Genomic DNA, 22973 nt, shown 5'->3' on the forward strand with positions numbered 1-22973 from the left:
TTGCACGAAAAGAAGAGGGATCCGACATGCTCTGGAAAAAAGGCCGACGTAGCGACAACGTAGTCGATGCGCGTGATGGCGGCAGCAGTGGCGGCGGCGGCATGCGCATCGGTGGCAAGGGGCTGGGCCTGGGCGGCATTGTGATCATCGTTGCCATCGGCCTGCTGACCGGTCAGGACCCGATGCAGATTCTCGGGCAACTGACCGGGCAAGGCACCGAGCAAAGCGCCCCACCCAGCGCGCAAACGCGTCAGGCGCCACCGGCCAACGACCAGCAAGCCGAATTCGTGCGCAGCATCCTCGGTGATACCGAAGACACTTGGCGCGCCGTGTTCGCTCAGAACGGTCGCGAGTACAAGGACCCGACGCTGGTGCTGTTCAGCGGCCAGGTGAACTCGGCCTGCGGTCGCGCGACCTCGGCAACCGGTCCGTTCTATTGCCCGGCTGACCAGCAGGTCTATCTGGACATGGACTTCTTCAGTGAAATGGCCCAGCGCTTTTCCGCCGCTGGCGACTTCGCCCAGGCTTACGTGATTGCCCACGAAGTCGGGCACCATGTGCAGACCCTGCTGGGCATTTCTGCCAAGGTCGACAAGGCTCGTCAGGCCGGGCAAAAAATGGAAGGTGCCAACGGTTTACTAGTCCGCCAGGAGCTTCAGGCGGACTGCTTTGCAGGTGTTTGGGCGTACAACGCACAAAATCGTTTGAACTGGCTTGAGCCGGGTGATATTGAAGAGGCATTGAATGCGGCCAACGCTATCGGCGATGATCGCTTGCAACAGCAAAGCAGTGGTCGAGTCGCTCCGGACTCCTTTACTCATGGGACGTCTGCCCAGCGTGTACGCTGGTTCAAGGCAGGCTTTACCCAAGGCCAAATCAATCAATGCGATACATTCGCCTCCAAGAGTCTCTGAACACATGATTAAACCGCTTCTGGTCCTGTTGTTGAGCACTGCCTTCGCGAGCCTCGGGGCGCATGCCGAGGATCAAGCGGTTACGTCTATCAGTCCGGATCGCCTGGCCATCAATGGTGCAGAGGCGACACTGGGGCTTAGCCAGGAATGGGTACACCCCAAGCCGAAGATCGAGCGCGCGGTGATCGTGCTGCACGGCCGCCTGCGTAATGCGCAAACCTACCTGCGCAGCATCGAACGTGCCGCCAATCAATCCAAAGAGCGCAGCAAGACCTTGCTGATCGCCCCGCAATTTCTGGATGAGAAGGACATTGTCGCGCATCACCTGCCGGAGTCGATTCTGCGCTGGCGCCAGAACAGCTGGATGGAAGGCGCAACCGCCACCAATCCCAAGCCCGTCAGTTCGTTTCTGGTTCTGGACCATATCCTCAAGCGTCTGAGCGACAGCAAGCTGTTCCCGAATCTCAAAGAAGTGGTCATTGCCGGGCATTCCGGTGGTGCCCAGGTGGTGCAGCGCTACGCGATGATCGGCGGCAAGGAAGATGCTCTGCTGCAGCGGGAAGGCGTGAAGCTGCGTTATGTGATTGCCAACCCGTCGTCCTATGCCTATTTCGACGCAGAGCGGCCTGAACCGGTAACGGCGCAGAACTGCCCTGATTTCGACGAGTGGAAATACGGTCTGAACAAGATGCCGTTCTATTCGGGAAAGGAAAAGCCGGCTGACATCGAGAAGAATTACGTGAAGCGCGACATCACTTACCTGATGGGCGAGCTGGACACCGATCGCAACCACCCTGCTCTGGACAAGACCTGCGCCGCCGAAGCGCAAGGCGCATATCGCCTGATTCGTGGTCAGAACTACTTCAACTACCTCAAGAAGCGCCATCCTGAAGGGCTGAACCAGCGCCTGGTAATCGTGCCGAAAGTCGGCCACAACGGCGACGGGATATTCACCTCACCTGAGGGGCAGGCGGTGTTGTTCAAGCCGTTTTGAGTGATAGGGATATAACTATCGTCCCCACGCTCCGCGTTCAACGCCACATACAAGTCCGCTTTTGATTCTGGCCGGAGGCAGTGGGAGCGAACTTGTTCGCGAAAGGGTCAACATAATCGTCGAAAATGCATCGACTGAAATACCGTCTTCGCGAGCAATGCGGATTGCCGCCCCGGTCGCTCCCACAAACACTTGTGGATAACGGTGAGCGCTCCGCATTGGCACGGTAGGCAGCTCAGATCACCCCAACATTCCGCGTAGCGCTGTGCAGTCCACAGCATGCCAGTCGGTCAGTTCAGGCCAGGGGTTGTCTTTCAGGTTGACCAGAACGGTCTTGGTACCCGCCGCACGGCCGCAGTTCAGGTCATGCATGTAGTCGCCGATCATGACCATCTTCTCCGGCTCGACACTCCAGCGAGCGGCCAGCGTCAGCAAACCCGCCGGATCCGGCTTGGGGGTCGCTTCGTCGCGGCCCAGTACATCCTCGACAGCAAAGCAGTCAGCGAGGCCGATGGCTTTCAAGGTGATGTACGCGAGCTCTTGAGCGTTGCGGGTCAGTATTCCCAACCGATAGCCCCGCGCCGACAACTCACGAACCAGCTCGACCGCGCCCTCGGCAGGCTGCGAAGCCAGCGCCAGATCGCGCTCGTGCTCAAGCAGCCAGGCGTGTTTGGCCGCCGATTCCTCAGCGGGCAACGCGGCAAGATGTCCCAGGATGTCGTCGTCCTGAGGGATGCCCAGTTCACGCTTGATTGCCGGGAAGTCGTGGACCGGGATGGTCAGGGTGCCATCCATGTCAAACACCCAGTGCTGTATGCCGTCGAGTGTCATGTCCAATCCTTGCGATGGCGGATCAGCCCTTCCTGGCTGACTGATGCAACCAGTTGCCCGGCGCGGTTGAAGATACTGCCGCGTGAGAAACCGCGGGAGTTGCCTGCCCAGGGACTGTCCATTGCATAGAGCAGCCAGTCATCGGTGCGCAGGTCGTTATGGAACCACAGCGAGTGATCGAGGCTGGCGACCTGCATATCGCGCTGCCAGACCGTCTTGCCATGCGGCCGTAACGAAGTGGTCAGCAGGTTGAAGTCGGAGGCATAAGCCAGCATGTAACGATGCAGCGCCTGCACGTCCGACAGGCTGCCATCGGCGCGGAACCACACGTACTTCAACGGCTCGCCTGGCTTGGGATCGTACGGGTCTTCGGATGTCACCGGGCGGAACTGAATCGGTTTGGGACGCAGAAACTTGTCGTGCATCGCTTCGGGAATCAGGTGTGCTCGGCCCGTCAGCAGCTCTAGCTCGGACGGCAGGTTTTCCGGACCGACAATCTGCGGCATCGACGCCTGGTGCTCAAAGCCCTCTTCGTCGTACTGAAAAGAGGCGCTGCACGTGAAAATCGGCTTGCCCTTCTGAATGGCGGTTACGCGACGCGTGCTGAAACTGCCGCCGTCACGCACGCGGTCCACTTGGTAGACCACCGGCAGGCCTGCATCGCCAGGGCGCAGGAAATAGCCGTGCAGCGAGTGAACGTGGCGGTCCTCTTCGACGGTCTGACTGGCGGCAGACAACGACTGCCCCAGCACCTGGCCGCCAAACAGCTGGCGAAAACCCAGGTCCTGACTGCGGCCGCGAAAAAGATTTTCTTCAATGGCTTCCAGCGTCAGCAACTCAACCAGATCATCCAGCACTTGGCTCATTCCCACTCCTCTTGCACATCGACTCTGCACTTGTACGGCAACGGCAGTCGCTGCATTTTCCGACAGACCTCTGGCCCATCCCACTGGAATGGAATGATACAGATTTAAGATGATTGGCTTAACTCAATCTACACCCTGATCAAGGCTTCAGCGTCTTGAGCCACTGCTCATGGCTGATCCGGTACAACACGTGCGGCTTGAGCGGGTGGCCGTCATCCAGATTGGGATGATCGAAGTTGCCGGACTCATCCTGCTGCATACCGATTGCCTGCATCACCTTTTGCGACGGCTGATTATTGACCGCGGTAAACGACACGATCTCCTTCAAATTCAGGCGCTCGAAACCACAGCCCAGCGCGGTCCATGCCGCCTCGCTGGCAAAGCCCAGGCCCCAGTGGTCATAAGCCAGCCGCCAGCCGATTTCCACGGCCGGCGTAAAAGGTGCCTTGAAACCCACAACATGCAGACCGGTAAAACCGATGAATTCGCCGGTATCCTTACGCTCCAGCGCCCAAAACCCGAAGCCCAATTCGGCAAAATGACCACGTAACCGTCCGATCATGGCGGCGCTTTCAAGACGGCTCAGCGGTTCGGGGAAATAACGCATGACGCGGCAGTCCGCGCACATCTCGGCGAATGCTGGCAAGTCATCGTCGCGCCACTGCCGCATCAGCAGCCGGGCGCTGTCTAGCTTGAGTATCGGTTCCATCGATTCCCCCGTGTAACGAGACATGAGTGGGCGTCAGTGTAGTTATCCACTACGCCAGACAACTGGGCGTGCGCACGCTTTGCTGGCACTATCGGGCTTCGACCTGTCAACGGACGCAAAATGTCCCTACCGCTTATCTACCATGAAGACTACAGCCCGGACTTCCCGGCGGATCACCGCTTCCCGATGGACAAGTTCCGTCTGTTACGTGACTACTTGGTCGACAGCGGCCTGACCAGTGACGTTCAATTAATGCGTCCTGAGTTATGCCCGGCGGACATTCTGGCGCTGGCTCATGACCCGTCCTACATCAGCCGCTACCTTAACGGCGACCTGTCCCGTGAAGACCAGCGGCGTCTGGGCCTGCCCTGGAGCGAGGCGCTGGCACGTCGCACGGTTAGTGCCGTGGGTGGTTCGTTACTGACTGCCGAGCAGGCCTTGAAGCACGGTATGGCCTGCCACTTGGCGGGCGGCACACACCATGCGCACTATGATTACCCGGCCGGTTTCTGCATTTTCAATGACCTGGCAGTGATCAGTCAGTACCTGTTGCAAAGCGGCCGCGTGGACAAGGTGCTGATCTTCGACTGCGATGTGCATCAAGGCGACGGTACGGCGCGCATTCTGGCCGATACCGAGGACGCCATTACCGTCTCGCTACACTGCGAAAAGAACTTCCCGGCACGCAAGGCGCAGAGCGACTGGGATATCCCGCTGCCGATGGGAATGGGCGACGCCAATTACCTCAACGTGGTCGACGATCTGCTCAACTACCTCTTGCCGTTCTACAAGCCGGATCTTGTGCTGTATGACGCAGGAGTGGACGTTCACAAGGATGATGCGCTGGGCTATCTGCAACTGACCGATCAGGGCGTGGCCAATCGCGACGAAGCCGTGTTGCGTCATTGCCTGAGCCGCGACATTCCGGTCATGGGCGTGATCGGCGGCGGCTACAGCAAGGACCGTCAGGCGCTGGCAAGACGCCACGGGATCCTGCATCACAGTGCGCAACGGGTCTGGGACGACATGGGCTTATGACAGCGCGCTGCACCTCACCACAGTCGCAGCCAATGAGTTGCACCACACCTGAAAACAACGCTCGGGTAGAATGCCCGCCTCCTCTGCTATCGATACCTCGCTGACCATGACCGACCTCGCCTCTCCTGCTTCCCGAACCGTCGCCATCATCGGAGGCGGCCCTGCGGGGTTGATAGCAGCAGAGGTGTTGAGCCAGGCAGGGCTGAACGTCGATCTGTATGACACCATGCCTTCAGTAGGGCGCAAGTTTCTGCTGGCCGGGGTTGGCGGCATGAACATAACGCACTCCGAGCCCTACCCGGCTTTTTTGTCGCGCTACGCTGAACGTTCGCCGATGATCGCGCCGCTATTGCGTAGTTTTAGTGCCGATCAGCTGTGCCAGTGGATTCATGCGCTGGGTATCAAGACGTTTGTCGGCAGCTCGGGCCGTGTTTTTCCCACTGACATGAAAGCCGCACCGCTACTACGCGCCTGGCTCAAGCGCCTGCGTGATGCGGGCGTCACGATCCATACCCGTCACCGCTGGCTGGGATGGAACGTTGATGGCAGCCTGCGCATCACTAATGCCGACGGTGAGCTGGCGCTCAACCCTGCGGCCACGTTGTTGGCACTGGGCGGTGCCAGTTGGGCCCGGCTGGGGTCTGACGGGGCCTGGCTGCCATGGCTGCAGGCAAGGCATGTCGAGGTTGCACCTCTGCAGGCCGCCAACTGTGGTTTCGAAGTGAGCGCCTGGAGCGACCTGCTGCGCGACAAGTTTGCCGGTGCACCATTGAAAAATATCGCCATGGGCCTGCATGGCCATGCCCTGCGCCTGGGCGAATGCGTGCTGACCGGGACGGGCGTGGAAGGCAGTCTGGTGTATGCACTGTCGGCGCAAATTCGTGAACAGATCAACCTTCGCGGCTCGGCGACAGTGGACATTGACCTGCTGCCCGGCAAAACACTGACAGACATTCAAAAAGCTCTGAGCAAACCACGTGGCTCGCGCTCGATGTCCAAGCACCTGCACAGCCAATTGGGCCTGGACGGCGCAAAGGCAGCGCTTTTACGCGAGCTTGCGCCTCGTGAAGCGTTTGCCGATCCGCTGTTGTTGAGTGAAGCCATCAAGGCGTTGCCACTGCCCCTGATCAAACCACGCCCCATCGATGAGGCCATCAGCACCGCAGGTGGCGTGACCTTCGAAGCCATGGACGAGCGTCTGATGCTCAGGCAATTGCCCGGCGTGTTCTGCGCAGGCGAAATGCTCGACTGGGAAGCCCCTACAGGCGGCTACCTGCTGACCGCCTGCTTCGCCAGCGGCCGCGCTGCGGGGCTGGGGATGGTCGAGTGGCTGAACTCACAGTGATTCCTGTGCGTATGCTCTGCACTCAGCGTTATACATAAACCCTTCTGTGGGAATTTGTTCGCGAAGGCTATATTCCAAACGCAGCAAATTCGTCGACTGCGCTGCCCTCTTCGCGAACAAGTTCGCTCCCACAAAGCCCACGGATAACCTGTGGGAGCTTGCTCACGTTATACATAAATCCTTCTGTGGGAGCGTCGCCCGGCTTGCGCCCACATGCGTATATCAAGGCTTCTTCTTGCGCGGGCCGGTGTTGAAGACCGGCACTTTACGTACGGGTTTGACCGCTGGCGCAGGCTCTGATTCGCCGCTGTCGACCCATTTGCCCAGGTTACGTTTGCTGCCCGAGACCTTGGGCTTTTTCGGTTTCTTGGGCTTTTTCAGGATCTGGCCGCTGGCATCTGTAGTCGGCACCCGGTGCTCAGGCTCAAAGTCCTGTTCTTCCTTGCGCTCAAGCGTCTGGCGGGTCAGCACTTCGATGGCCGACAGCAGTTCGACTTCATCAGCACACACCAGCGAGATCGCCTCGCCCGTCAGGCCCGCCCGGCCGGTGCGGCCAATACGGTGGATGTAATCCTCGGCCACAATCGGCAGGTCCAGGTTGACGACCGTCGGCAGATCATCGATATCCAGACCACGAGCCGCCACGTCGGTGGCAACCAGAATCTTCACTTCATTGCTCTTGAAGCGGTCCAGCGCACGCTGGCGAGTAGCCTGCGGCTTGTCGCCGTGAATGCCATCAGCGTTCAGACCCAGCCCCTGCAAACGGTCCACCAGTTGATCAACGCCAACCCGGGTCTTGGCGAACACCAGCACCTGGCCCCAGCGATGTTTTTTCATCAGGTGGATGAACAGATCAGCCTTGCGCTTCTTGTCCACGGTCACAACCCATTGCTTGACCGACGACGCCGCCACATTGCGCGGGCTGACCTCGATGGTCAGCGGATCATTCAGCATCTGAGCGGCCAGCAGACGAATTTCGTCGGAAAAGGTCGCGGAGAACAGCAAGGTCTGGCGCTGCTTGGGCAGTACCGCGTAGATGCCACGCAATTCCTCGGCAAAGCCCAGATCAAGCATGCGGTCGGCTTCATCGAGGATCAGGGTCTGCAACTGGGAGAACTTGACTGCATTCTGACGATGCAGGTCGAGCAGACGTCCCGGTGTCGCAACCAGCACGTCCACGCCCTTGCGCAGCTTCATCATTTGCGGGTTGATGCTCACGCCACCGTAAGCTGCGTAAGTGCTCAACGGCAGGTGTTCGGCATACTGACGAATGCTTTCGTGAACCTGATCGGCCAGTTCGCGGGTCGGGGCCAATACCAGCGCGCGAACGCAATTAGGCGCGACTTTCGGCCCTTCCATGGTCAGGCGCTGCAACAGCGGCAAGGCAAAACCTGCGGTCTTGCCGGTGCCGGTCTGGGCAGCTGCCATCAGATCGCGGCCCGCCAGTACCGGAGGAATTGCCTGGGTCTGTACAGGCGTCGGAGTCTGGTAACCGAGCGCTTCGAGGGCGCGCAGCAAGGGTTCGATCAGGCCGAGAGAGGCGAATGTCATGGAAATACCGTAGGAAAAATTCAACGCAAGGCGCGCAGTTTAACCTGTCCGGCCCGCCTCGGTTAGCTTGTGCGTGTCGATCCGACCTTTCGTACCGCCGACCTGCGCCATTGCGGCAGGCCAATCAGCACGACAGCGCTGATAATCACCACCATGGCCATGCACTCTTCAATACCGATTGTCTCTCCCGCAAACACCACGCCAAGCATCACCGCCACTGCCGGGTTGACGTAGGCATAGCTGGTTGCGGCTGCCGGGCGCACGTTCTTGAGCAGGTACATATACGCGCTGAACGCGACGATAGAGCCAAACACCACCAGATACAGCAGCGCGCCCCAGCCCGCTGCGGTCGGCATATGCGCAAGGCGCTCGCCGCTCAAAGCGCTACCAATCAGCAGCGTCGCGCCGGCAGTGATCATTTCCGCCGCACTGGCCATCGGTCCTTTGGGCAGCGGCATATGCTTGCTTAATACAGAGCCGAACGCCCACGACGCAGCGGCAAAGAGCACCATCGCAGCGCCATAAGGGCTGGCTTGCAGATTGGAACCGAGATTCAGCAGGCCGATACCGATCAGGCCCAGCACGATGCCCGCCCACTCCAGATTAGTCGTGCGATTGCCCCAGAACAGGCCGAACAGCAAGGTAAACAGCGGCATGGCCGCCACCGCCAGCGCCGCGACGCCTGATGCAACGCCTGCGTGCTCGGCCAGCGTCACACCGCCGTTACCGCAAGCCAATAGCAGGAAGCCAATCACAAACGCCGCCTTCCACTCGCGCCAGGTCGGTGCTGGCACGCCGCGATAACGCAGGAAGCCGTACATCAGGCACCCGGCAATCAGAAAACGCACGCCAGCCATCATCAGCGGCGGCCATGACTCCACGCCAATACGGATGACCAGATAGGTAGAGCCCCAAATCAGGTACAAGGCCAGAAAAGCACCAATGAGCAACGGCGAAACACGAACGGACTGAGGCATGGCAAGGCTCTGGGATCATTGTTATGGTTAACCTATTGTATGAAGGCCTAAGGCGGATATTAAGCAGACAAACCTGTTTAAACCGCACTGAAACTTACGATTCAATGCTTGTAAGGTCTGCTTTCCTTTTATTTTAAAATTACTCATCGCACAGCACGAGGCACGTCATGACGCTGGATAAATACGATCGGATTCTGCTCGATGAGCTGCTGAAAAATGGCCGGGCGTCTTTTGCGCAGCTGGCGAAACTGGTCAACCTGTCCGCGCCCGCCGTGGCCGAGCGGGTCGCCAAGCTTGAGGCCAGCGGAGTGATTACCGGTTACGAGGCGAAGGTCGATCTGTCAAAGGTCGGTTTGCCGATTCAATGCCTGATCGAGTTGCGCATGGGCAGTCACGGCAATCAACAGGCGTACAAGGAGCTGTGGCAGGTCCCTGAACTGATCCAGTGTTACCGGGTGACGGGCGACCCGTGCGTGATCATGAGGGCTGCGGTGGATTCGATGCCGCACCTGGAAGACCTGATCAATCGGATCGCCAGGTTTGGCTTCAGCAAAACCTCAATCGTGCTGTCGACAGCAGTGGAGCGCAGCCTGCCGGCCGATTATCTGACCAGCAACGGCAATCAGGAATACTAGAAGATCAGAAGCCGCGCTGACGCTGGAGTGTTTCGCCGATCTTGGCTGCGGGGACTTTCTGCAGCGAGCAGAGCATCTGGTGGGAGATTGCGGCGATACCGTGGGTGTTGCGCAGTTCGTTGGTCAGATACGCCGTGAGGTTGGCGGCCATTTCCGCATCGGCCATCGCCCGGTGAGCCTTGCCGGTATTGGGCAGGCGCGCGTAGCTGGTCAGCGTGCCAAGCTTGTGATTCGGTGCGCCAGGCATCAGGCGTCGGGCCAGCAACATCGAACAGGCAAAGCTCTGTTCGAGCTTGCGCTGGATGCGCGACAGTTCGTAGTCCCAGAACTTCTGGTCGAACGAGGCATTGTGCGCGACCAGCGGCGTGGCGCCGACGAAATCTGCCACATCGCCCATCACCCGTTCGGCGCTGGGGGCGGTGCGAATCATGTTGTTGCTGATGCCGGTCAACCCCTCGATAAACGCAGGAATACGCACCCCGGCATTCATCAGGCTCTGAAAGAGCTCGACGATACGCCCCTGCTCCATGATGACCACGGCAATCTCGGTTGCCCGGCAGCTATGGCCCGGGGAGATGCCGGTGGTTTCAAAGTCGATGACTGCAATACGTTCCAACACTGGCCTGACCCTGTAAATTCATTTCAGCAACAACGCGCCTTCGATAGGCACATAACGACTGGCTGCGCGGATCAACGAGTTCGCGGTCAGCCCCGGCACGCCATAGGCCACCGCCTCAACACCATGTTTGCTGATCACACGTTCGAGCAACATGTCGAAATCGCCATCACCCGATGCCAACACGACTTCGTCGACTTGCGGTGCGAAATCCATGATATCGATGGTAATGCCGACATCCCAGTCCCCTTTCGCCGAACCGTCGCTACGCTGGATGTACGGCTTGAGCCTGACGGTAAACCCCAGATTGCGCAGGATCTGCTGGAACTGCTGTTGTTTGCTGTCGCCACGATCGATGGCGTAGGCAAACGCGTGAACAATCTCGCCGCGCTTGCTGATATCCGCCCACAAGGCGGCGTAATTGAAATGACAGCCATGCGCCTGGCGCACGGTGTAATACAGGTTCTGCACGTCGGCGAACACCGCGATCTTCTTCACCGCAATTCCTCATGGCGGGCAACACGCCCACTGGTTACAGCGATCCGGAATGTGAATCGGCGCCCAGTATGCCAGCTTGGGAACGGAATTGAGCTTCAACTATCGTGCGACGGTCCGCGTCGCACGCATTTCTGGACGCTCCACGCCCGATCTTGAAAGGGCGGCGCGGCGCAGACCTGTGACGCGGAGCGTCACCCAAGGCATTCCCACGCTGGAGCGTGCGCAACGATAGTTGTCTGTTCTGGAGCGTGAGGAGCGATCACTGCGTCCTCACACAAACGAATCATCATCAGAAAACATGTCGCCGCCATCGTCAAAGCTGTCATCGGCCGTGTACTGCTGATCCGGCTGTCCCCAACCGCCCTGATCATTGAACGAGCCGGTGTCCTGAGCCTGTGGCGCGTCGTGAATGACCTCGACAATCTCCTGCGGCTGGCTGTGGTGGCTGAACATGCTGCTGATGCCCTCTGCCAGCAGCACACCGCCCGCCACACCGGCCGCGGTCTTCAACGCACCGCCGAGAAAGCCACTGCCCGCAGCCGGGGCAGGCGCGGCGTAACCACCCTGCGGCGCTGCAGGTGCAGGGGCAGGATTGAAACCGGCACCGTCGCGCCAGCCACCACCGGAAGCTTGGGCCGGCTGAGCCTGAGGCGCTCGCGAGGCGCTGCTGCCGAAAATACTCGACAGAAACCCGCCGCTGGCCGGCGCTGACGAAGATTGCCCCTTGGCCTGCTGAAGCTCGGCCTGCAACTGCTGAATCTGCTCGTCGCGCTGTTTCACCTGCTGATTGAGCTGATTGACCGCAGCTTCCTGCACCAGAATCGCCTGCGTCATGTAATACGGCGCAGCGGGCTGGCGAGTCAGATGCTCTTTGATGCGCGCCTCGGCCGCAGCATCTCGCGGAGCGGATGCCGTTTCGGCATCTTTCAGTTTCGAGAAAAGACCATCAATCAGGGTTTGCTCTTCGCTGTTCATGACCACCTCACTGAGTTGCCACTGGAATTCTTTCCTGCCGCACCGGCAGGACCATGCTCAGGAAATGGGGCCTCATCCACCCGCTTCAATGACATGAAGAAAAAGATAAGAAGATCTCGGCACACCACCACTGCGCTTGGTTCGGCAAGGGCCATGGGCTAAAGTGTGCGCCTGCTTTTAGCCTGCGATCTATCTACATGAACCCGTTGACCGTCATCCAGGATTCGCTCTATTTCTTTCGGCGCAATCTGGGCAGCATTATGCTGTTGTGCCTGCCTGTCGTGATACTCGAGGTGCTGGCCAAACAAGCGTTGAGCAACGCCATGTCCGCCGACACGTCGCCTGCCTACGAATTGGTCATAGGGCTGTTTTTCTACCCTATCTATACAGCGGCACTGATCCTGTTTCTCGACGCACGCAGCCGTGGCGAAGACGTCTACACCCGCGACCTGCTGGCCATGGCGTTGCGCCTGTGGCCCACCTTCGCCGTGCTCTCGGCAATGAGCACTCTCCTGATCATGTTCGGCCTTTCGCTGTTCGTGGTCCCCGGCCTCTGGGTCATGATCAAACTGGCGTTCTGTGAATACCTGCTGGTCCTGCGCAAGCTCACGCCGTTCATGGCCATGCGCGAAAGCATGCTGATGACCACCGGGCATTTCACTCGCATTCTGGTGTGCGTACTGAGCGTCTACATTCCCCTGTGGCTGCTTGAGGGCGCCAGCCTGTACCTGTTTCCGGAACCGCAAAACGCAGCGGTTTCCGTGATCACCGACAGCATCGGCAGCTTCCTGCAACTGTTCACCACCATTGTGACGTTCCGCCTGTTCATGCTGATCAGCGAGCCCGCGCACCGGGCCTGAACCAACAGCTGACGCCAGACGCACCGATTCGGTATGCTAAATACCGAATCCCTCACCGAGCGCCAGGCGCTCCAAGTCGAGCCGATGCCACGTCTACTGCTACGTCTGACCCTGTACAGCCTGCTGCTGGTCGCCGTATTGCTGGTAATGGTTTACCAACTGACGTGGCGCCCTCCAGCTCGCGAGTTACTCCCGGCCAGCTGCAATCCTGCGGTTCAGGCGCCAAAGCTGGTGCCGGGGCAAGCCCTCAAAGTCATGACCTGGAACATCCAGTACCTGGCGGGCAAGCGCTATGTGTTCTGGTACGACATGGCCGACGGCAGCGGCCCGGACGAACGCCCGACGCATGAAGACCTGGCCTACAACCTGGATGAGGTGGCGCGGGTCATCCGTGATGAACAGCCGGATATCGTACTGCTGCAAGGGGTCGACGATGGTGCCAAAAACTCCGATTACGAAGACCAACTGGCATTGATCAAAGAACGTGTGGCGGACCTCTACCCCTGCAGCACGCAGGCGTTCTACTGGAAGGCAGAGTTCGTACCCAACCCGCATATCTGGGGCAGCGTCGGCAGAAAACTGGCGACCCTCAGCCGCTTCCACATCGACAGTGCCGAACGCGTGCAACTGCCGGTGCCAGACGCCAATATCATCAGCCGTCAGTTCCAGCCCAAGGATGCCTTGCTGGTCAGCTACCTGCCCCTGCGTGACGGCGGCAAACTGGCCGTCATCAACACCAGCCTGACCACCGCCAGACACACCGGCGACACCGCACAAAAACAGGTCGTCGCCACTGAAAAGCAGTTGGACAAACTGGAAAGCTGCGGCACACCGTGGCTGATCGGCGGCGACTTCAACCTGCTGCCGCTGGGCCAATACCAGCGCCTCCCCGAGGAGCAACGCCTCGGCTACGCCGCCGACAGCGAGCTGCACGAGCTGTGGGAGAAATACCCGATGATCCCCGACAACGCCGAATCCGGCGGCATAGACCGCGGCAAATGGCTCACGCACTTCCCCAACGACAGCCGCATCAACGGGCCGGACCGGACGGTGGATTACCTGTTTTACAGCCCGAGTTTGAAGCGGGTCAGTGCGAGGGTACGGCGGGATGATACTTTGTTGATCTCTGATCACCTGCCGGTGATTGGGCGGTTTTTGTTGCCGGTTTTGCCTTGAGGTAGAAAACGGTATGCAGGTTTCAATATTCTGGCTGGCCACCAAACTTTCGAATGGCGTCCTCACAGCCGACAGTGTCAAAAGAGTTTGAACGAGACTGTCAGAAATTTTGTGTTCGGGCATAACATGTAGCTAGAGGTGCATGTATGCCGACCAAAAAGAAGTCCGCCAATGCAACAGCGAGGGAGTTGCCCTCGATTCCCCAAGAGCTGATCGAGCAGTTTGTTAAAGGCCCGATGAGCGCCGAAGCCATTCAAGACGCGTCCATGGCGTTCAAGAAGGCTCTGATCGAGCGTGCGCTAGGCGCCGAGCTGGGTCACCACCTTGGTTATCCTCAGGGCGCGGAGCGCCCTGAGGAGTCGACCAATCAGCGCAATGGCAAAAGCAGCAAGACGGTTCTGACCGACGACGGGCCGCTTCGCCTGGATATCCCCAGAGACCGCGATGGTAGCTTCGCCCCGATCCTGATTCCCAAGCACGAACGACGTTTTACAGGCTTCGACGACAAGATAATTGCCATGTACGCCCGGGGCATGACGGTGCGTGAGATCCGCGCTTTTCTATCTGAGCAGTATGGAACTGACGTGTCCCATGACTTCATCAGCTCAGTCACCGATGCGGTCATGGAAGAGGTGGGCGCTTGGCAGCAACGACCCTTGGAACCGATGTATCCGGTGATCTTCTTCGATGCGTTACGGGTCAAAATCCGGGACGAGGGGTTAGTGTGCAACAAGGCTATTTATCTGGCGCTGGGGGTATTACCTGATGGCACGCGCGACATTCTGGGTATATGGATCGAGAGCACCGAGGGTGCCAAGTTTTGGATGAAGGTGTTCAACGACCTCAAGACTCGTGGCGTTGAAGATGTTCTGATCGCCGTCACGGATGGCCTCAAAGGAATACCGGAGGCGTTGGGGGCGGTTTTTCCTGCCACGACGCTGCAAACCTGCATCGTGCATCTGATCCGCAACAGCTTGGACTATGCCGCTTGGGATAAACGTCGGGCACTGGCCAAAGCACTCAAGCCGATCTACCAGGCGATCAATGCCGATGTGGCTGAGCAAGAGCTTAACGCCTTTGAAGCGGGCCCCTGGGGCAAGCAGTATCCGACTGTAGTTGCTGCATGGCGTCGCGCCTGGGATCGGGTTATACCGTTTTTTGTTTTTCCGGCGGGCATTCGCAAAGTGGTTTACACGACCAATGCCATCGAGAGCATCAATGCCCAGTTACGCAAGATCATCAAGACTCGAGGGCACTTCCCGACCGATGAGGCTGCGACGAAACTGATATGGCTTGGGTTGCGCAACATCACCGCCAACTGGGGTCATGCGGCACACGACTGGAAAGTGGCAATGAATCAATTTGCGATCCTGTACGGAGACCGATTTACCAGACCGAGCTGGTAAAACAAGGGCCTGCCTGACGGCAGGCCCTAACCAGCCCGAACACAAAAAAACTGATACTCCCGTTTGAACCGTTTCTGAGCGCGCTCGCCTAATGATTAGCCTGTGGATACTCCCACAGGCTACGTGCCAATACCGGCATACCCAAAGGGTGATCAACGTGGCTAAAGACGACAAGAAAAGTAAAGGCGAAGCCTCGAAAGCCAGCAAGGATCTGAAAGACAAAAAAGCATCACCGGCCAAGAAATCTGAAGCGGCCTCGACGCTTTCCAAGTCTTCCGAAAAGAAGGACAAGAAAAAAGACGCCGAGCCAAAGAAAGCAGCCAAAAAAGCTGATAGCAAGCCAGACAAGGCCAAGAAGTCGGACAAGGCGGAAAAGCCGGCTAAAAAGAAAAAGTGATGTTTGCTGCCTGCCAGGGCGTTGTGCCCTGGTGTTCTCCGGGTCTGTTGCGTTGGGTATCTAATATCTGATCAGGTGTTTCAGACTGGGTACTTGAGCAGCAAGAGTGCGCCGCTATACCATCGATCCCCCTCGTCTTTAGCTCACCAATAGCCTGCTGAATGCTGCGCGACTTTACGTCCCCCTCGGCTTAACCCTAGCCGTAGCCTCCGCCACCAACGGATCATCCGGCCAGTAATGCTTCGGATACCGCCCCTTCAAATCCTTCTTCACCTCAATGTAGGTAGACCGCCAAAAGTTGGCCAGATCCTGCGTCACCTGCACCGGGCGGCGTGCTGGAGACAGCAAATGCAGTTTCAAAACCTGCCGCCCATTGGCAATGCGCGGGGTATCAGATAACCCAAACAACTCTTGCAGCCGTACCGACAGAATCGGCGGCTGTTCGCTGTAGTCAATACGGACATTCGAGCCAGACGGCACCTGGATGGTCTGCGGAGCCTGCGCATCCAGTTGTTGCGGCATTGGCCACGGCAGGAGGTTGCGCAGGATGGAGGACAGGTCGAGCTGGCTGAAATGGCTGAGCCGGGTGACTTTGCCCAGGTAGGGCATCAGCCAGTTTTCGAGTGTCGCCAGCAGTTGCGCGTCACTCAGGTCGGGCCATTCGCTTGCTGCGCTTTTGTCGATATCGAGGCTGCGCAACAGCGCGATACGCGCCTGCCACTGACGCAGTTCGGGCGTCCACGGCAGCAGTTCCAGGCCTTTACGACGCACCAGTGCCAGCAATGCCTGGCTGCGGGCTGCGTCATCGAGGCCGGTCAGCGGTTCGCGGCTGATAATAAGCTCGCCCGCTTTGCGCTGTCGCTCGGCGCGGAACACGCCTTCGCGTTCGTCCCAGTCTATCTGGTCCACGGTGATGACCTGCTCGGCCAGCACAGAGTCGAACAGCGCTGGATCGAATTCGACAGCGAGGTAGATGCGTTCCTCGCGCTGACCCTGACGGCTGCCTAAATCTGCGATGACCAGCCAAGGCTGCTTCATCAGTGCGTCGGCCTCGGCGAAAAGTGCCGCGCGACCGTTGGCCAAGCGATATTCAGCACCGCCGGGGCGACGTTGTTGTGCCACGCGATCTGGGTAGGCCAGTGCCAGCAGAGCGCCCAGCCAGCGTGAATGATCGGGATCGATGACCGGGCTTTTCGCGGTGCCGCGCAGGTATCCGTGATATTGCCGTGCTAGCTGTTTAGCTCGCTGCACGCCGCCCTGTGCGCCACGCGCAGCACGCTCGGTGCCCGCCAGCAAGGTCAGGCGGCTGTGCAGATCGGCCCCACCGCCGCGCAGAATATCGCGCTCGCCCAACAGTGCGGCCACGTCACACGCCAGTTCGCCCAAGCCCAATGCATGACCGCGTAGCAGCAGGTGCGCGATGCGCGGATGCGGGGAGTATACCGGGGTGGGGTTGGGGAATCAGGCGGCGTGTTTTAGCTGAACGGCAGTCGCCAGAAAGACTGCCGCAAGCATGCCTCACGCCGGGAGTATCAGTTTTTTTGTGTTCGGGCTGGTTAGGGCCTGCCGTCAGGCAGGCCCTTGTTTTACCAGCTCGGTCTGGTAAATCGGTCTCCGTACAGGATCGCAAATTGATTCATTGCCACTTTCCAGTCGTGTGCCGCATGACCCCAGTTGGCGGTGATGTTGCGCAACCCAAGCCATATCAGTTTCGTCGCAGCCTCATCGGTCGGGAAGTGCCCTCGAGTCTTGATGATCTTGCGTAACTGGGCATTGATGCTCTCGATGGCATTGGTCGTGTAAACCACTTTGCGAATGCCCGCCGGAAAAACAAAAAACGGTATAACCCGATCCCAGGCGCGACGCCATGCAGCAACTACAGTCGGATACTGCTTGCCCCAGGGGCCCGCTTCAAAGGCGTTAAGCTCTTGCTCAGCCACATCGGCATTGATCGCCTGGTAGATCGGCTTGAGTGCTTTGGCCAGTGCCCGACGTTTATCCCAAGCGGCATAGTCCAAGCTGTTGCGGATCAGATGCACGATGCAGGTTTGCAGCGTCGTGGCAGGAAAAACCGCCCCCAACGCCTCCGGTATTCCTTTGAGGCCATCCGTGACGGCGATCAGAACATCTTCAACGCCACGAGTCTTGAGGTCGTTGAACACCTTCATCCAAAACTTGGCACCCTCGGTGCTCTCGATCCATATACCCAGAATGTCGCGCGTGCCATCAGGTAATACCCCCAGCGCCAGATAAATAGCCTTGTTGCACACTAACCCCTCGTCCCGGATTTTGACCCGTAACGCATCGAAGAAGATCACCGGATACATCGGTTCCAAGGGTCGTTGCTGCCAAGCGCCCACCTCTTCCATGACCGCATCGGTGACTGAGCTGATGAAGTCATGGGACACGTCAGTTCCATACTGCTCAGATAGAAAAGCGCGGATCTCACGCACCGTCATGCCCCGGGCGTACATGGCAATTATCTTGTCGTCGAAGCCTGTAAAACGTCGTTCGTGCTTGGGAATCAGGATCGGGGCGAAGCTACCATCGCGGTCTCTGGGGATATCCAGGCGAAGCGGCCCGTCGTCGGTCAGAACCGTCTTGCTGCTTTTGCCATTGCGCTGATTGGTCGACTCCTCAGGGCGCTCCGCGCCCTGAGGATAACCAAGGTGGTGACCCAGCTCGGCGCCTAGCGCACGCTCGATCAGAGCCTTCTTGAACGCCATGGACGCGTCTTGAATGGCTTCGGCGCTCATCGGGCCTTTAACAAACTGCTCGATCAGCTCTTGGGGAATCGAGGGCAACTCCCTCGCTGTTGCATTGGCGGACTTCTTTTTGGTCGGCATACATGCACCTCTAGCTACATGTTATGCCCGAACACAAAATTTCTGACAGTCTCCTCACGCCGAAAAATCAGACCTGGACCTCGTCGCCCTTCTCATTAATAAGGCCATTGTCGTATTTCTTGCGCAATTCTGGGTCGGACAAAATCTTGAACGCATTTGAAATCACTTTGAAACGCTCAGTCGCCTCCGCAACGTTGCCCGCGTTTTTATCAGGATGGTTCTTCAACGCGGCTTTCTTGTAGGCCGTTTTGACTGCGGAGAGGTCTGCCGTCATGTCCGAGAGTCCCAGGTGCTCGTACAACGGCTTGACGGGTGGCTTGGCGGGGCCGGAATCGCCCACCTTCGAGGAAGCGTCAGCAGCTGGTGTGTTGTGGGGCCGTTGCGTTGACGGCCGCTTAGCGCCTGCATTGGGCTTTGCTTTCGGTGGCGGCGGTGTGCTGTTGGCCTGCGGGCGAGTGCGTGGAGGCGTTTGCGGACGTGCTTGTTGTTGGGCGCTTTCAGGTCTCCAGGATGGGCCCGGTGTGGGTCGTCGTACGCGATCGGTGTTCGACTGACGAATCTCGTTGATCAGTTGATCAGCGATGTCGCTCATCAGTTTGTTCAGCTTCAGGTTGCTGGAGAAGAACGCATAGTTCGCCTCACTGTTGTGCTTGCCATACCCAGGTTCGGGCTTGGCCATCGCGTCGGCCAGCTTCTTGCCCAGAGAGAACAACATCTTGCCCTGGCTGTCGCTGACGCCCAAAAAGCTCATCACGTTATGCATCGACTTGTCGCGCTCCCAGACAACGCTGGCTACGTCGAAGGCAGCTCGTGCCAGGTTGAATCGGCCTCCGCCTTCATGGGTCTCGACATTGGTCACCGGCTCCTTGCCGCGCAACGCGTCCAGGATTACCGCGAGGCCTTTCTGCTGGCGCTCGTTGAGCCGGCCTTTCTGCTCCAGCAATGAGCTGTTGACCTGCAACGCCACTTTGCCAGCGATATGGCTAACGACGTTCAGCGCGCGGTCTATCGTTGGCTTTGTCGAATCGCTGAGCGCCACACGCGCCAACGAGGATGCAATGCTGGTGAGGTTGATCATATGCTTCTCCGGGAACTCATACCGCCTTGGTGGCAAGCAACGGGATCTAGTTCCACGGGATGTCCAACTCTGCACAGGCGCAGAACACTGACGCGAGCATCAGTCAGGTGTGTGCATTACGGTCAGCCCGCCTTGGCCGCCATCGCCGTTACTTCCACGCGCATACCTTCAACCGCCAGCGATGCCACGCCCACTGCTGCGCGCACTGGCCACGGTTTTTTGAAGAAGCGTTTGTACACTTCGTTGAAAGCGGCGCGATCTGCCATGTCGGTCAGGTAGATGGTCAGGTGCATGACGCGGTCCATCGAGCTGCCGGCTCGTTCCAATGCATCTTTCAGGGCCCGCAGGGTGCATTCGCTCTGCTCGATGATGCCGCCCAGCTCCAGGCTGCCGTCCGGATGGGTCGGGATCTGGGTGCTGACCAGCACGCCGTTGAAGTCGGCGACGTCCGAGGAGATGGAGTCCGCATCGGGATCGGGGGTGAAGATGATGTCTGCGTTTGCCATAAGATCTCTGCTTTGCAAAGGACGGAAAACGCCAAGCCTACGCGAGCAGTAGGGAGGGGTCGAGCCGCGGGCTTTGTCGCGGAAAGTTGAAATGCGCCGTGTTGCTCTACAGAATCGCGCCCGGACCCGGCCGTGCTGCCGGACGCTTGTGCTGAAAGGGGTTGCCGTTGAACGAACAGAGATTGTCCATGCGCCTTGAGCGCGTGGCGACGCACGTACCCGCCGGTGCGCGGCTGGCTGATATCGGCTCGGATCACGGTTATCTGCCGGTGGCGCTGCTGAACCGTGGTGCCATCTCGGCGGCAGTGGCTGGCGAGGTGGCGTTGACGCCGTTCCACGCAGCCGAACGCACCGTGCGCGAGAACGAACTGGAGCAACAGGTCTGCGTGCGTCTGGCCGATGGTCTGGCGGCGATTGAGGCGGAAGACGGGATAACGGCGGTCAGCATGTGCGGCATGGGTGGCGAGACGATCCGCGACATCCTTGAACGTGGCAAAGCGCGCCTGAGCGGTCAGGAACGTCTGATCCTGCAACCCAACGGTGGTGAGCAGCCGTTGCGCTTTTGGCTGATGGAACATGATTACCGCATCGTCAGCGAAGAAGTGCTGCGGGAAAACCGTTTCGACTACGAAATCATCGTCGCCGAGCGCACCGGCCCCGTTAAATACACCGCCGAGGAGCTGTACTTCGGCCCGCTGCAGATGCAGGCGCGCAGCCCGGCGTTTCTGCTCAAGTGGCAGCGTTTATTGGGCAAAAAACAGAAAACGCTGAACAACTTCGAAAGGGCACAGAAAGGCGTGAGCGAAGAAAAATGGCAGGAGGTTGCGCAGCAGATTCGCTGGATTAGCGCATTGCTGGCCTGAAAATCGAACTCGTGCACGAACTTGCTCTCAAATCCGCATGATCCACAGTTCAGGCTTTATGGCGCCTTCATCTGACGGCGTCAAGGTTGCAATGTGTGACGCAGAGCGTCACGAACTGCATTCACACGCGGAGCATGAGGAACGAGAGGTGTCCGGGAGATTACTTCTCGTGACCATGCCCGGCGCAAGGCAAATCAGCCGGGCGCGCCTTGTTTATCTCGCGCCAATGCTCTGCGTGAGGAACGAGAGGTGTTCGCGAGAACGCTTCTGGTGACCATGCTCGGCGCAATGCAATCAGCCCAGCGCGTTTTCTGCACAACCATCGACGGGAGCAACACGACCATGTATTCAGACGTACTTTCCTGGGGCCACGGGCCTCGTCTGTTCGAAGTCTTCCTTGAGCCAACCTGCCCTTTTTCAGTGAAGGCGTTCTTCAAGCTCGATGAACTGCTGGCTCAGGCCGGAGAAGACAAAATCACTGTCAAAATCCGCCTGCAATCCCAGCCCTGGCACATGTTTTCGGGCGTTATCGTGCGCTGCATACTCGCGGCTGCAACGCTGGAAGGCGGAAAGGAAAGCGCCAAGGCCGTCATGACAGCGGTTGCCTCGCACCGTGAAGAGTTCGAGTTTGAACACCACGCAAGCGGCCCGAACATGGACGCGACGCCCAATGACATCATCGCGCGTATCGAGCGTTACAGCGGCCTTGCGCTGGCTGACGCTTTCGCCAATCCCGAGCTTGAGCACACCGTGAAATGGCACGCTAAATACGCCCGCCAGAACGGCATACACGTCTCTCCGACCTTCATGATCGACGGTCTTGTGCAGCCGGGCTTGAGCAGTGGCGACCCAGTATCGAAGTGGATCGCGGAGATAGGCTGAGAGGCGAGCTCAACCCAGCGCGTCGATCCGCTCATTGATCCACTCGCGGCTCCGCGCCAGAGCCTTGCGCGCCAAGGTAGTCGGGAAGTGGATGAAGCCGTGCGGCGACTCGGGCATCAGGTGCATTTCAACCTCTGCCGAGTCGGCCCAGCGCTCGGCCATTTGCAGTGTGTCATCCAGCAGAGGGTCGATCTCCCCGACGAACATCAGTGCAGGCGGCAAGTCAGTCAAGTCGCCATACAAAGGCGATAGTGGCGGCTCGCGGCGTTTATCGTCGCTTCGGTCGGGGGTAAGCAAACGCATTGCACCGACCATGCCCGGCCCGTCCAGCACCAGCGTCTCCGGCCCTGCGGTACGCACGCTCTTGGTGCCCGTCAGGTCGTAGACGCCGTAGTACAGCACCGTCCCCACTATTCGCTCGAGCAGATCAGGTCGGCTTTTCAATTTCAGAAGCGTGGCTGCGGCAAGATGCCCGCCAGCGGATTCTCCGACCACGATAACCGGCAGGCCGGCAAACTCCTCGCAGTCTTTGCCCAACAGCCAGCAGGCGGCAGAAAAGCAATCTTCCATCAGGCCTTCAATGGGGGTTGTCACCGCCAGCCGGTAATCGACCGAAACCACTGCAACATTGCAGGCGTTGACCATGCCGACGTTGAGCTCATCGTTCATCTGGGCGTTGCCAATCACCCATCCGCCACCGTGAATATCGAACACCACGCCCTTGGGTTTACCTTTGGGCCTGATGATACGCACGGGTACCGGTACGTTATCCGAACTGACCGTTCTTTTCTCGATGCGCAGGTCGTGGCCTCCCGGTTTCAGGGCGCTGCCAATCTGAGCCGCACGCAATAACGCCTGAATCAGCCGGGGTGTAACACGATTGCGAATCTGGAAACGCGGCATTCGCGCGAGGGTTTTATTAAACAGTCGCACTTCTGACAACTCCTGCTCACTGCAAGGCCAAGGCTGTTTTTTGTCCAATTTCTGCTCTGTTGTCAGGCTGACGTGTG

Annotated in this window: 23 protein-coding genes and 1 pseudogene; 11 read left to right on the top strand and 13 right to left on the bottom strand. The window is 58.9% G+C overall.

Going from position 1 to position 22973, the window contains the following annotated elements; all coding sequences use genetic code 11:
• Window positions 1-26 precede the first annotated feature (26 nt).
• Complete coding sequence (locus FFH21_RS23285; protein ID WP_011169520.1) at window positions 27-914, top strand: neutral zinc metallopeptidase; 888 nt, start codon at window positions 27-29, stop codon at window positions 912-914.
• A 4-nt stretch (window positions 915-918) separates the two neighbouring features.
• On the top strand, window positions 919-1908 hold the full coding sequence (locus FFH21_RS23290) for a hypothetical protein (protein ID WP_011169521.1): 990 nt from the start codon (window positions 919-921) through the stop codon (window positions 1906-1908).
• A gap of 240 nt (window positions 1909-2148) precedes the next feature.
• Here the strand turns inward: FFH21_RS23290 and FFH21_RS23295 are convergent, their stop codons facing one another.
• The 3 genes from FFH21_RS23295 to FFH21_RS23305 form a co-directional block, all read right to left on the bottom strand.
• Window positions 2149-2739: an HAD family hydrolase gene (locus FFH21_RS23295; RefSeq protein WP_004655550.1), complete on the bottom strand. Its 591-nt coding sequence runs from the start codon at window positions 2737-2739 to the stop codon at window positions 2149-2151.
• Complete coding sequence (tesB, locus tag FFH21_RS23300; RefSeq protein ID WP_004655552.1) at window positions 2736-3605, bottom strand: acyl-CoA thioesterase II; 870 nt, start codon at window positions 3603-3605, stop codon at window positions 2736-2738. The genes FFH21_RS23295 and tesB overlap by 4 nt, the downstream gene beginning before the upstream one ends.
• A 139-nt stretch (window positions 3606-3744) precedes the next feature.
• Window positions 3745-4314, bottom strand: coding sequence for a GNAT family N-acetyltransferase (locus FFH21_RS23305; RefSeq protein ID WP_004655553.1), 570 nt, complete (start codon window positions 4312-4314; stop codon window positions 3745-3747).
• Between the two features lie 120 nt (window positions 4315-4434).
• On the opposite strand from FFH21_RS23305, the gene FFH21_RS23310 reads away from it, so the two are divergent.
• Complete coding sequence (locus FFH21_RS23310) at window positions 4435-5352, top strand: histone deacetylase (RefSeq protein WP_011169523.1); 918 nt, start codon at window positions 4435-4437, stop codon at window positions 5350-5352.
• A gap of 106 nt (window positions 5353-5458) precedes the next feature.
• Entirely contained in the window at window positions 5459-6697 is a 1239-nt protein-coding gene (locus FFH21_RS23315) for a TIGR03862 family flavoprotein (protein ID WP_011169524.1), read from the top strand.
• Between the two features lie 222 nt (window positions 6698-6919).
• Here the strand turns inward: FFH21_RS23315 and FFH21_RS23320 are convergent, their stop codons facing one another.
• On the bottom strand, window positions 6920-8248 hold the full coding sequence (locus FFH21_RS23320; RefSeq protein ID WP_010193188.1) for a DEAD/DEAH box helicase: 1329 nt from the start codon (window positions 8246-8248) through the stop codon (window positions 6920-6922).
• 62 nt (window positions 8249-8310) lie between these two features.
• Entirely contained in the window at window positions 8311-9225 is a 915-nt protein-coding gene (yedA, locus tag FFH21_RS23325; protein WP_011169526.1) for a drug/metabolite exporter YedA, read from the bottom strand.
• A 167-nt stretch (window positions 9226-9392) separates the two neighbouring features.
• Between yedA and FFH21_RS23330 the strand changes: the two genes are divergently transcribed.
• A complete protein-coding gene (locus tag FFH21_RS23330) occupies window positions 9393-9860 on the top strand; it encodes an Lrp/AsnC family transcriptional regulator (RefSeq protein WP_011169527.1) in 468 nt (155 codons plus the stop codon).
• A 4-nt stretch (window positions 9861-9864) separates the two neighbouring features.
• Here FFH21_RS23330 and FFH21_RS23335 read toward each other — a convergent pair whose 3' ends face one another.
• The 3 genes from FFH21_RS23335 to FFH21_RS23350 form a co-directional block, all read right to left on the bottom strand.
• A complete protein-coding gene (locus FFH21_RS23335) occupies window positions 9865-10476 on the bottom strand; it encodes a PolC-type DNA polymerase III (RefSeq protein WP_041924857.1) in 612 nt (203 codons plus the stop codon).
• 21 nt (window positions 10477-10497) lie between these two features.
• Window positions 10498-10974 carry an NYN domain-containing protein gene (locus tag FFH21_RS23340; RefSeq protein WP_002555259.1) on the bottom strand — a complete coding sequence of 159 codons (477 nt, stop codon included), beginning with the start codon at window positions 10972-10974 and terminating at the stop codon, window positions 10498-10500.
• A 270-nt stretch (window positions 10975-11244) separates the two neighbouring features.
• Window positions 11245-11949: a DUF2076 domain-containing protein gene (locus FFH21_RS23350; protein WP_004666265.1), complete on the bottom strand. Its 705-nt coding sequence runs from the start codon at window positions 11947-11949 to the stop codon at window positions 11245-11247.
• A gap of 197 nt (window positions 11950-12146) precedes the next feature.
• Between FFH21_RS23350 and FFH21_RS23355 the strand changes: the two genes are divergently transcribed.
• The 4 genes from FFH21_RS23355 (at window position 12147) to FFH21_RS23375 (ending at window position 15788) form a co-directional block, all read left to right on the top strand.
• A complete protein-coding gene (locus FFH21_RS23355; protein ID WP_011169529.1) occupies window positions 12147-12809 on the top strand; it encodes a YciC family protein in 663 nt (220 codons plus the stop codon).
• A 33-nt stretch (window positions 12810-12842) separates the two neighbouring features.
• Window positions 12843-13985, top strand: coding sequence for an endonuclease/exonuclease/phosphatase family protein (locus FFH21_RS23360; RefSeq protein ID WP_019740587.1), 1143 nt, complete (start codon window positions 12843-12845; stop codon window positions 13983-13985).
• A 146-nt stretch (window positions 13986-14131) separates the two neighbouring features.
• Window positions 14132-15391, top strand: coding sequence for an IS256-like element ISPsy17 family transposase (locus FFH21_RS23365; RefSeq protein WP_004666928.1), 1260 nt, complete (start codon window positions 14132-14134; stop codon window positions 15389-15391).
• Between the two features lie 148 nt (window positions 15392-15539).
• Window positions 15540-15788, top strand: a complete 249-nt coding sequence (locus FFH21_RS23375; protein WP_004666267.1) for a hypothetical protein — start codon at window positions 15540-15542, stop codon at window positions 15786-15788.
• A gap of 174 nt (window positions 15789-15962) precedes the next feature.
• Here the strand turns inward: FFH21_RS23375 and FFH21_RS23380 are convergent.
• The 4 genes and pseudogenes from FFH21_RS23380 to FFH21_RS23400 form a co-directional block, all read right to left on the bottom strand.
• A pseudogene (locus FFH21_RS23380) lies at window positions 15963-17219 on the bottom strand (ATP-dependent helicase C-terminal domain-containing protein); the annotation flags it as partial.
• Between the two features lie 155 nt (window positions 17220-17374).
• Window positions 17375-18634, bottom strand: coding sequence for an IS256-like element ISPsy17 family transposase (locus tag FFH21_RS23390; protein WP_004666928.1), 1260 nt, complete (start codon window positions 18632-18634; stop codon window positions 17375-17377).
• Window positions 18635-18701: 67 nt separating this feature from the next.
• On the bottom strand, window positions 18702-19712 hold the full coding sequence (locus FFH21_RS23395) for a J domain-containing protein (RefSeq protein ID WP_011169533.1): 1011 nt from the start codon (window positions 19710-19712) through the stop codon (window positions 18702-18704).
• Between the two features lie 122 nt (window positions 19713-19834).
• Complete coding sequence (locus FFH21_RS23400; RefSeq protein WP_004655589.1) at window positions 19835-20218, bottom strand: RidA family protein; 384 nt, start codon at window positions 20216-20218, stop codon at window positions 19835-19837.
• Between the two features lie 167 nt (window positions 20219-20385).
• Between FFH21_RS23400 and FFH21_RS23405 the strand changes: the two genes are divergently transcribed.
• On the top strand, window positions 20386-21081 hold the full coding sequence (locus FFH21_RS23405) for a tRNA (adenine(22)-N(1))-methyltransferase TrmK (protein WP_004655590.1): 696 nt from the start codon (window positions 20386-20388) through the stop codon (window positions 21079-21081).
• 342 nt (window positions 21082-21423) lie between these two features.
• Window positions 21424-21963: a thioredoxin domain-containing protein gene (locus tag FFH21_RS23410; protein WP_011169534.1), complete on the top strand. Its 540-nt coding sequence runs from the start codon at window positions 21424-21426 to the stop codon at window positions 21961-21963.
• Window positions 21964-21972: 9 nt separating this feature from the next.
• On the opposite strand, the gene FFH21_RS23415 is transcribed toward FFH21_RS23410, so the two are convergent.
• Window positions 21973-22944 carry an alpha/beta hydrolase gene (locus FFH21_RS23415; RefSeq protein WP_041924641.1) on the bottom strand — a complete coding sequence of 324 codons (972 nt, stop codon included), beginning with the start codon at window positions 22942-22944 and terminating at the stop codon, window positions 21973-21975.
• Between the last annotated feature and the right edge of the window lie 29 nt (window positions 22945-22973).

Source organism: Pseudomonas sp. KBS0707, assembly GCF_005937945.2.
GTDB lineage: Bacteria > Pseudomonadota > Gammaproteobacteria > Pseudomonadales > Pseudomonadaceae > Aquipseudomonas > Aquipseudomonas amygdali.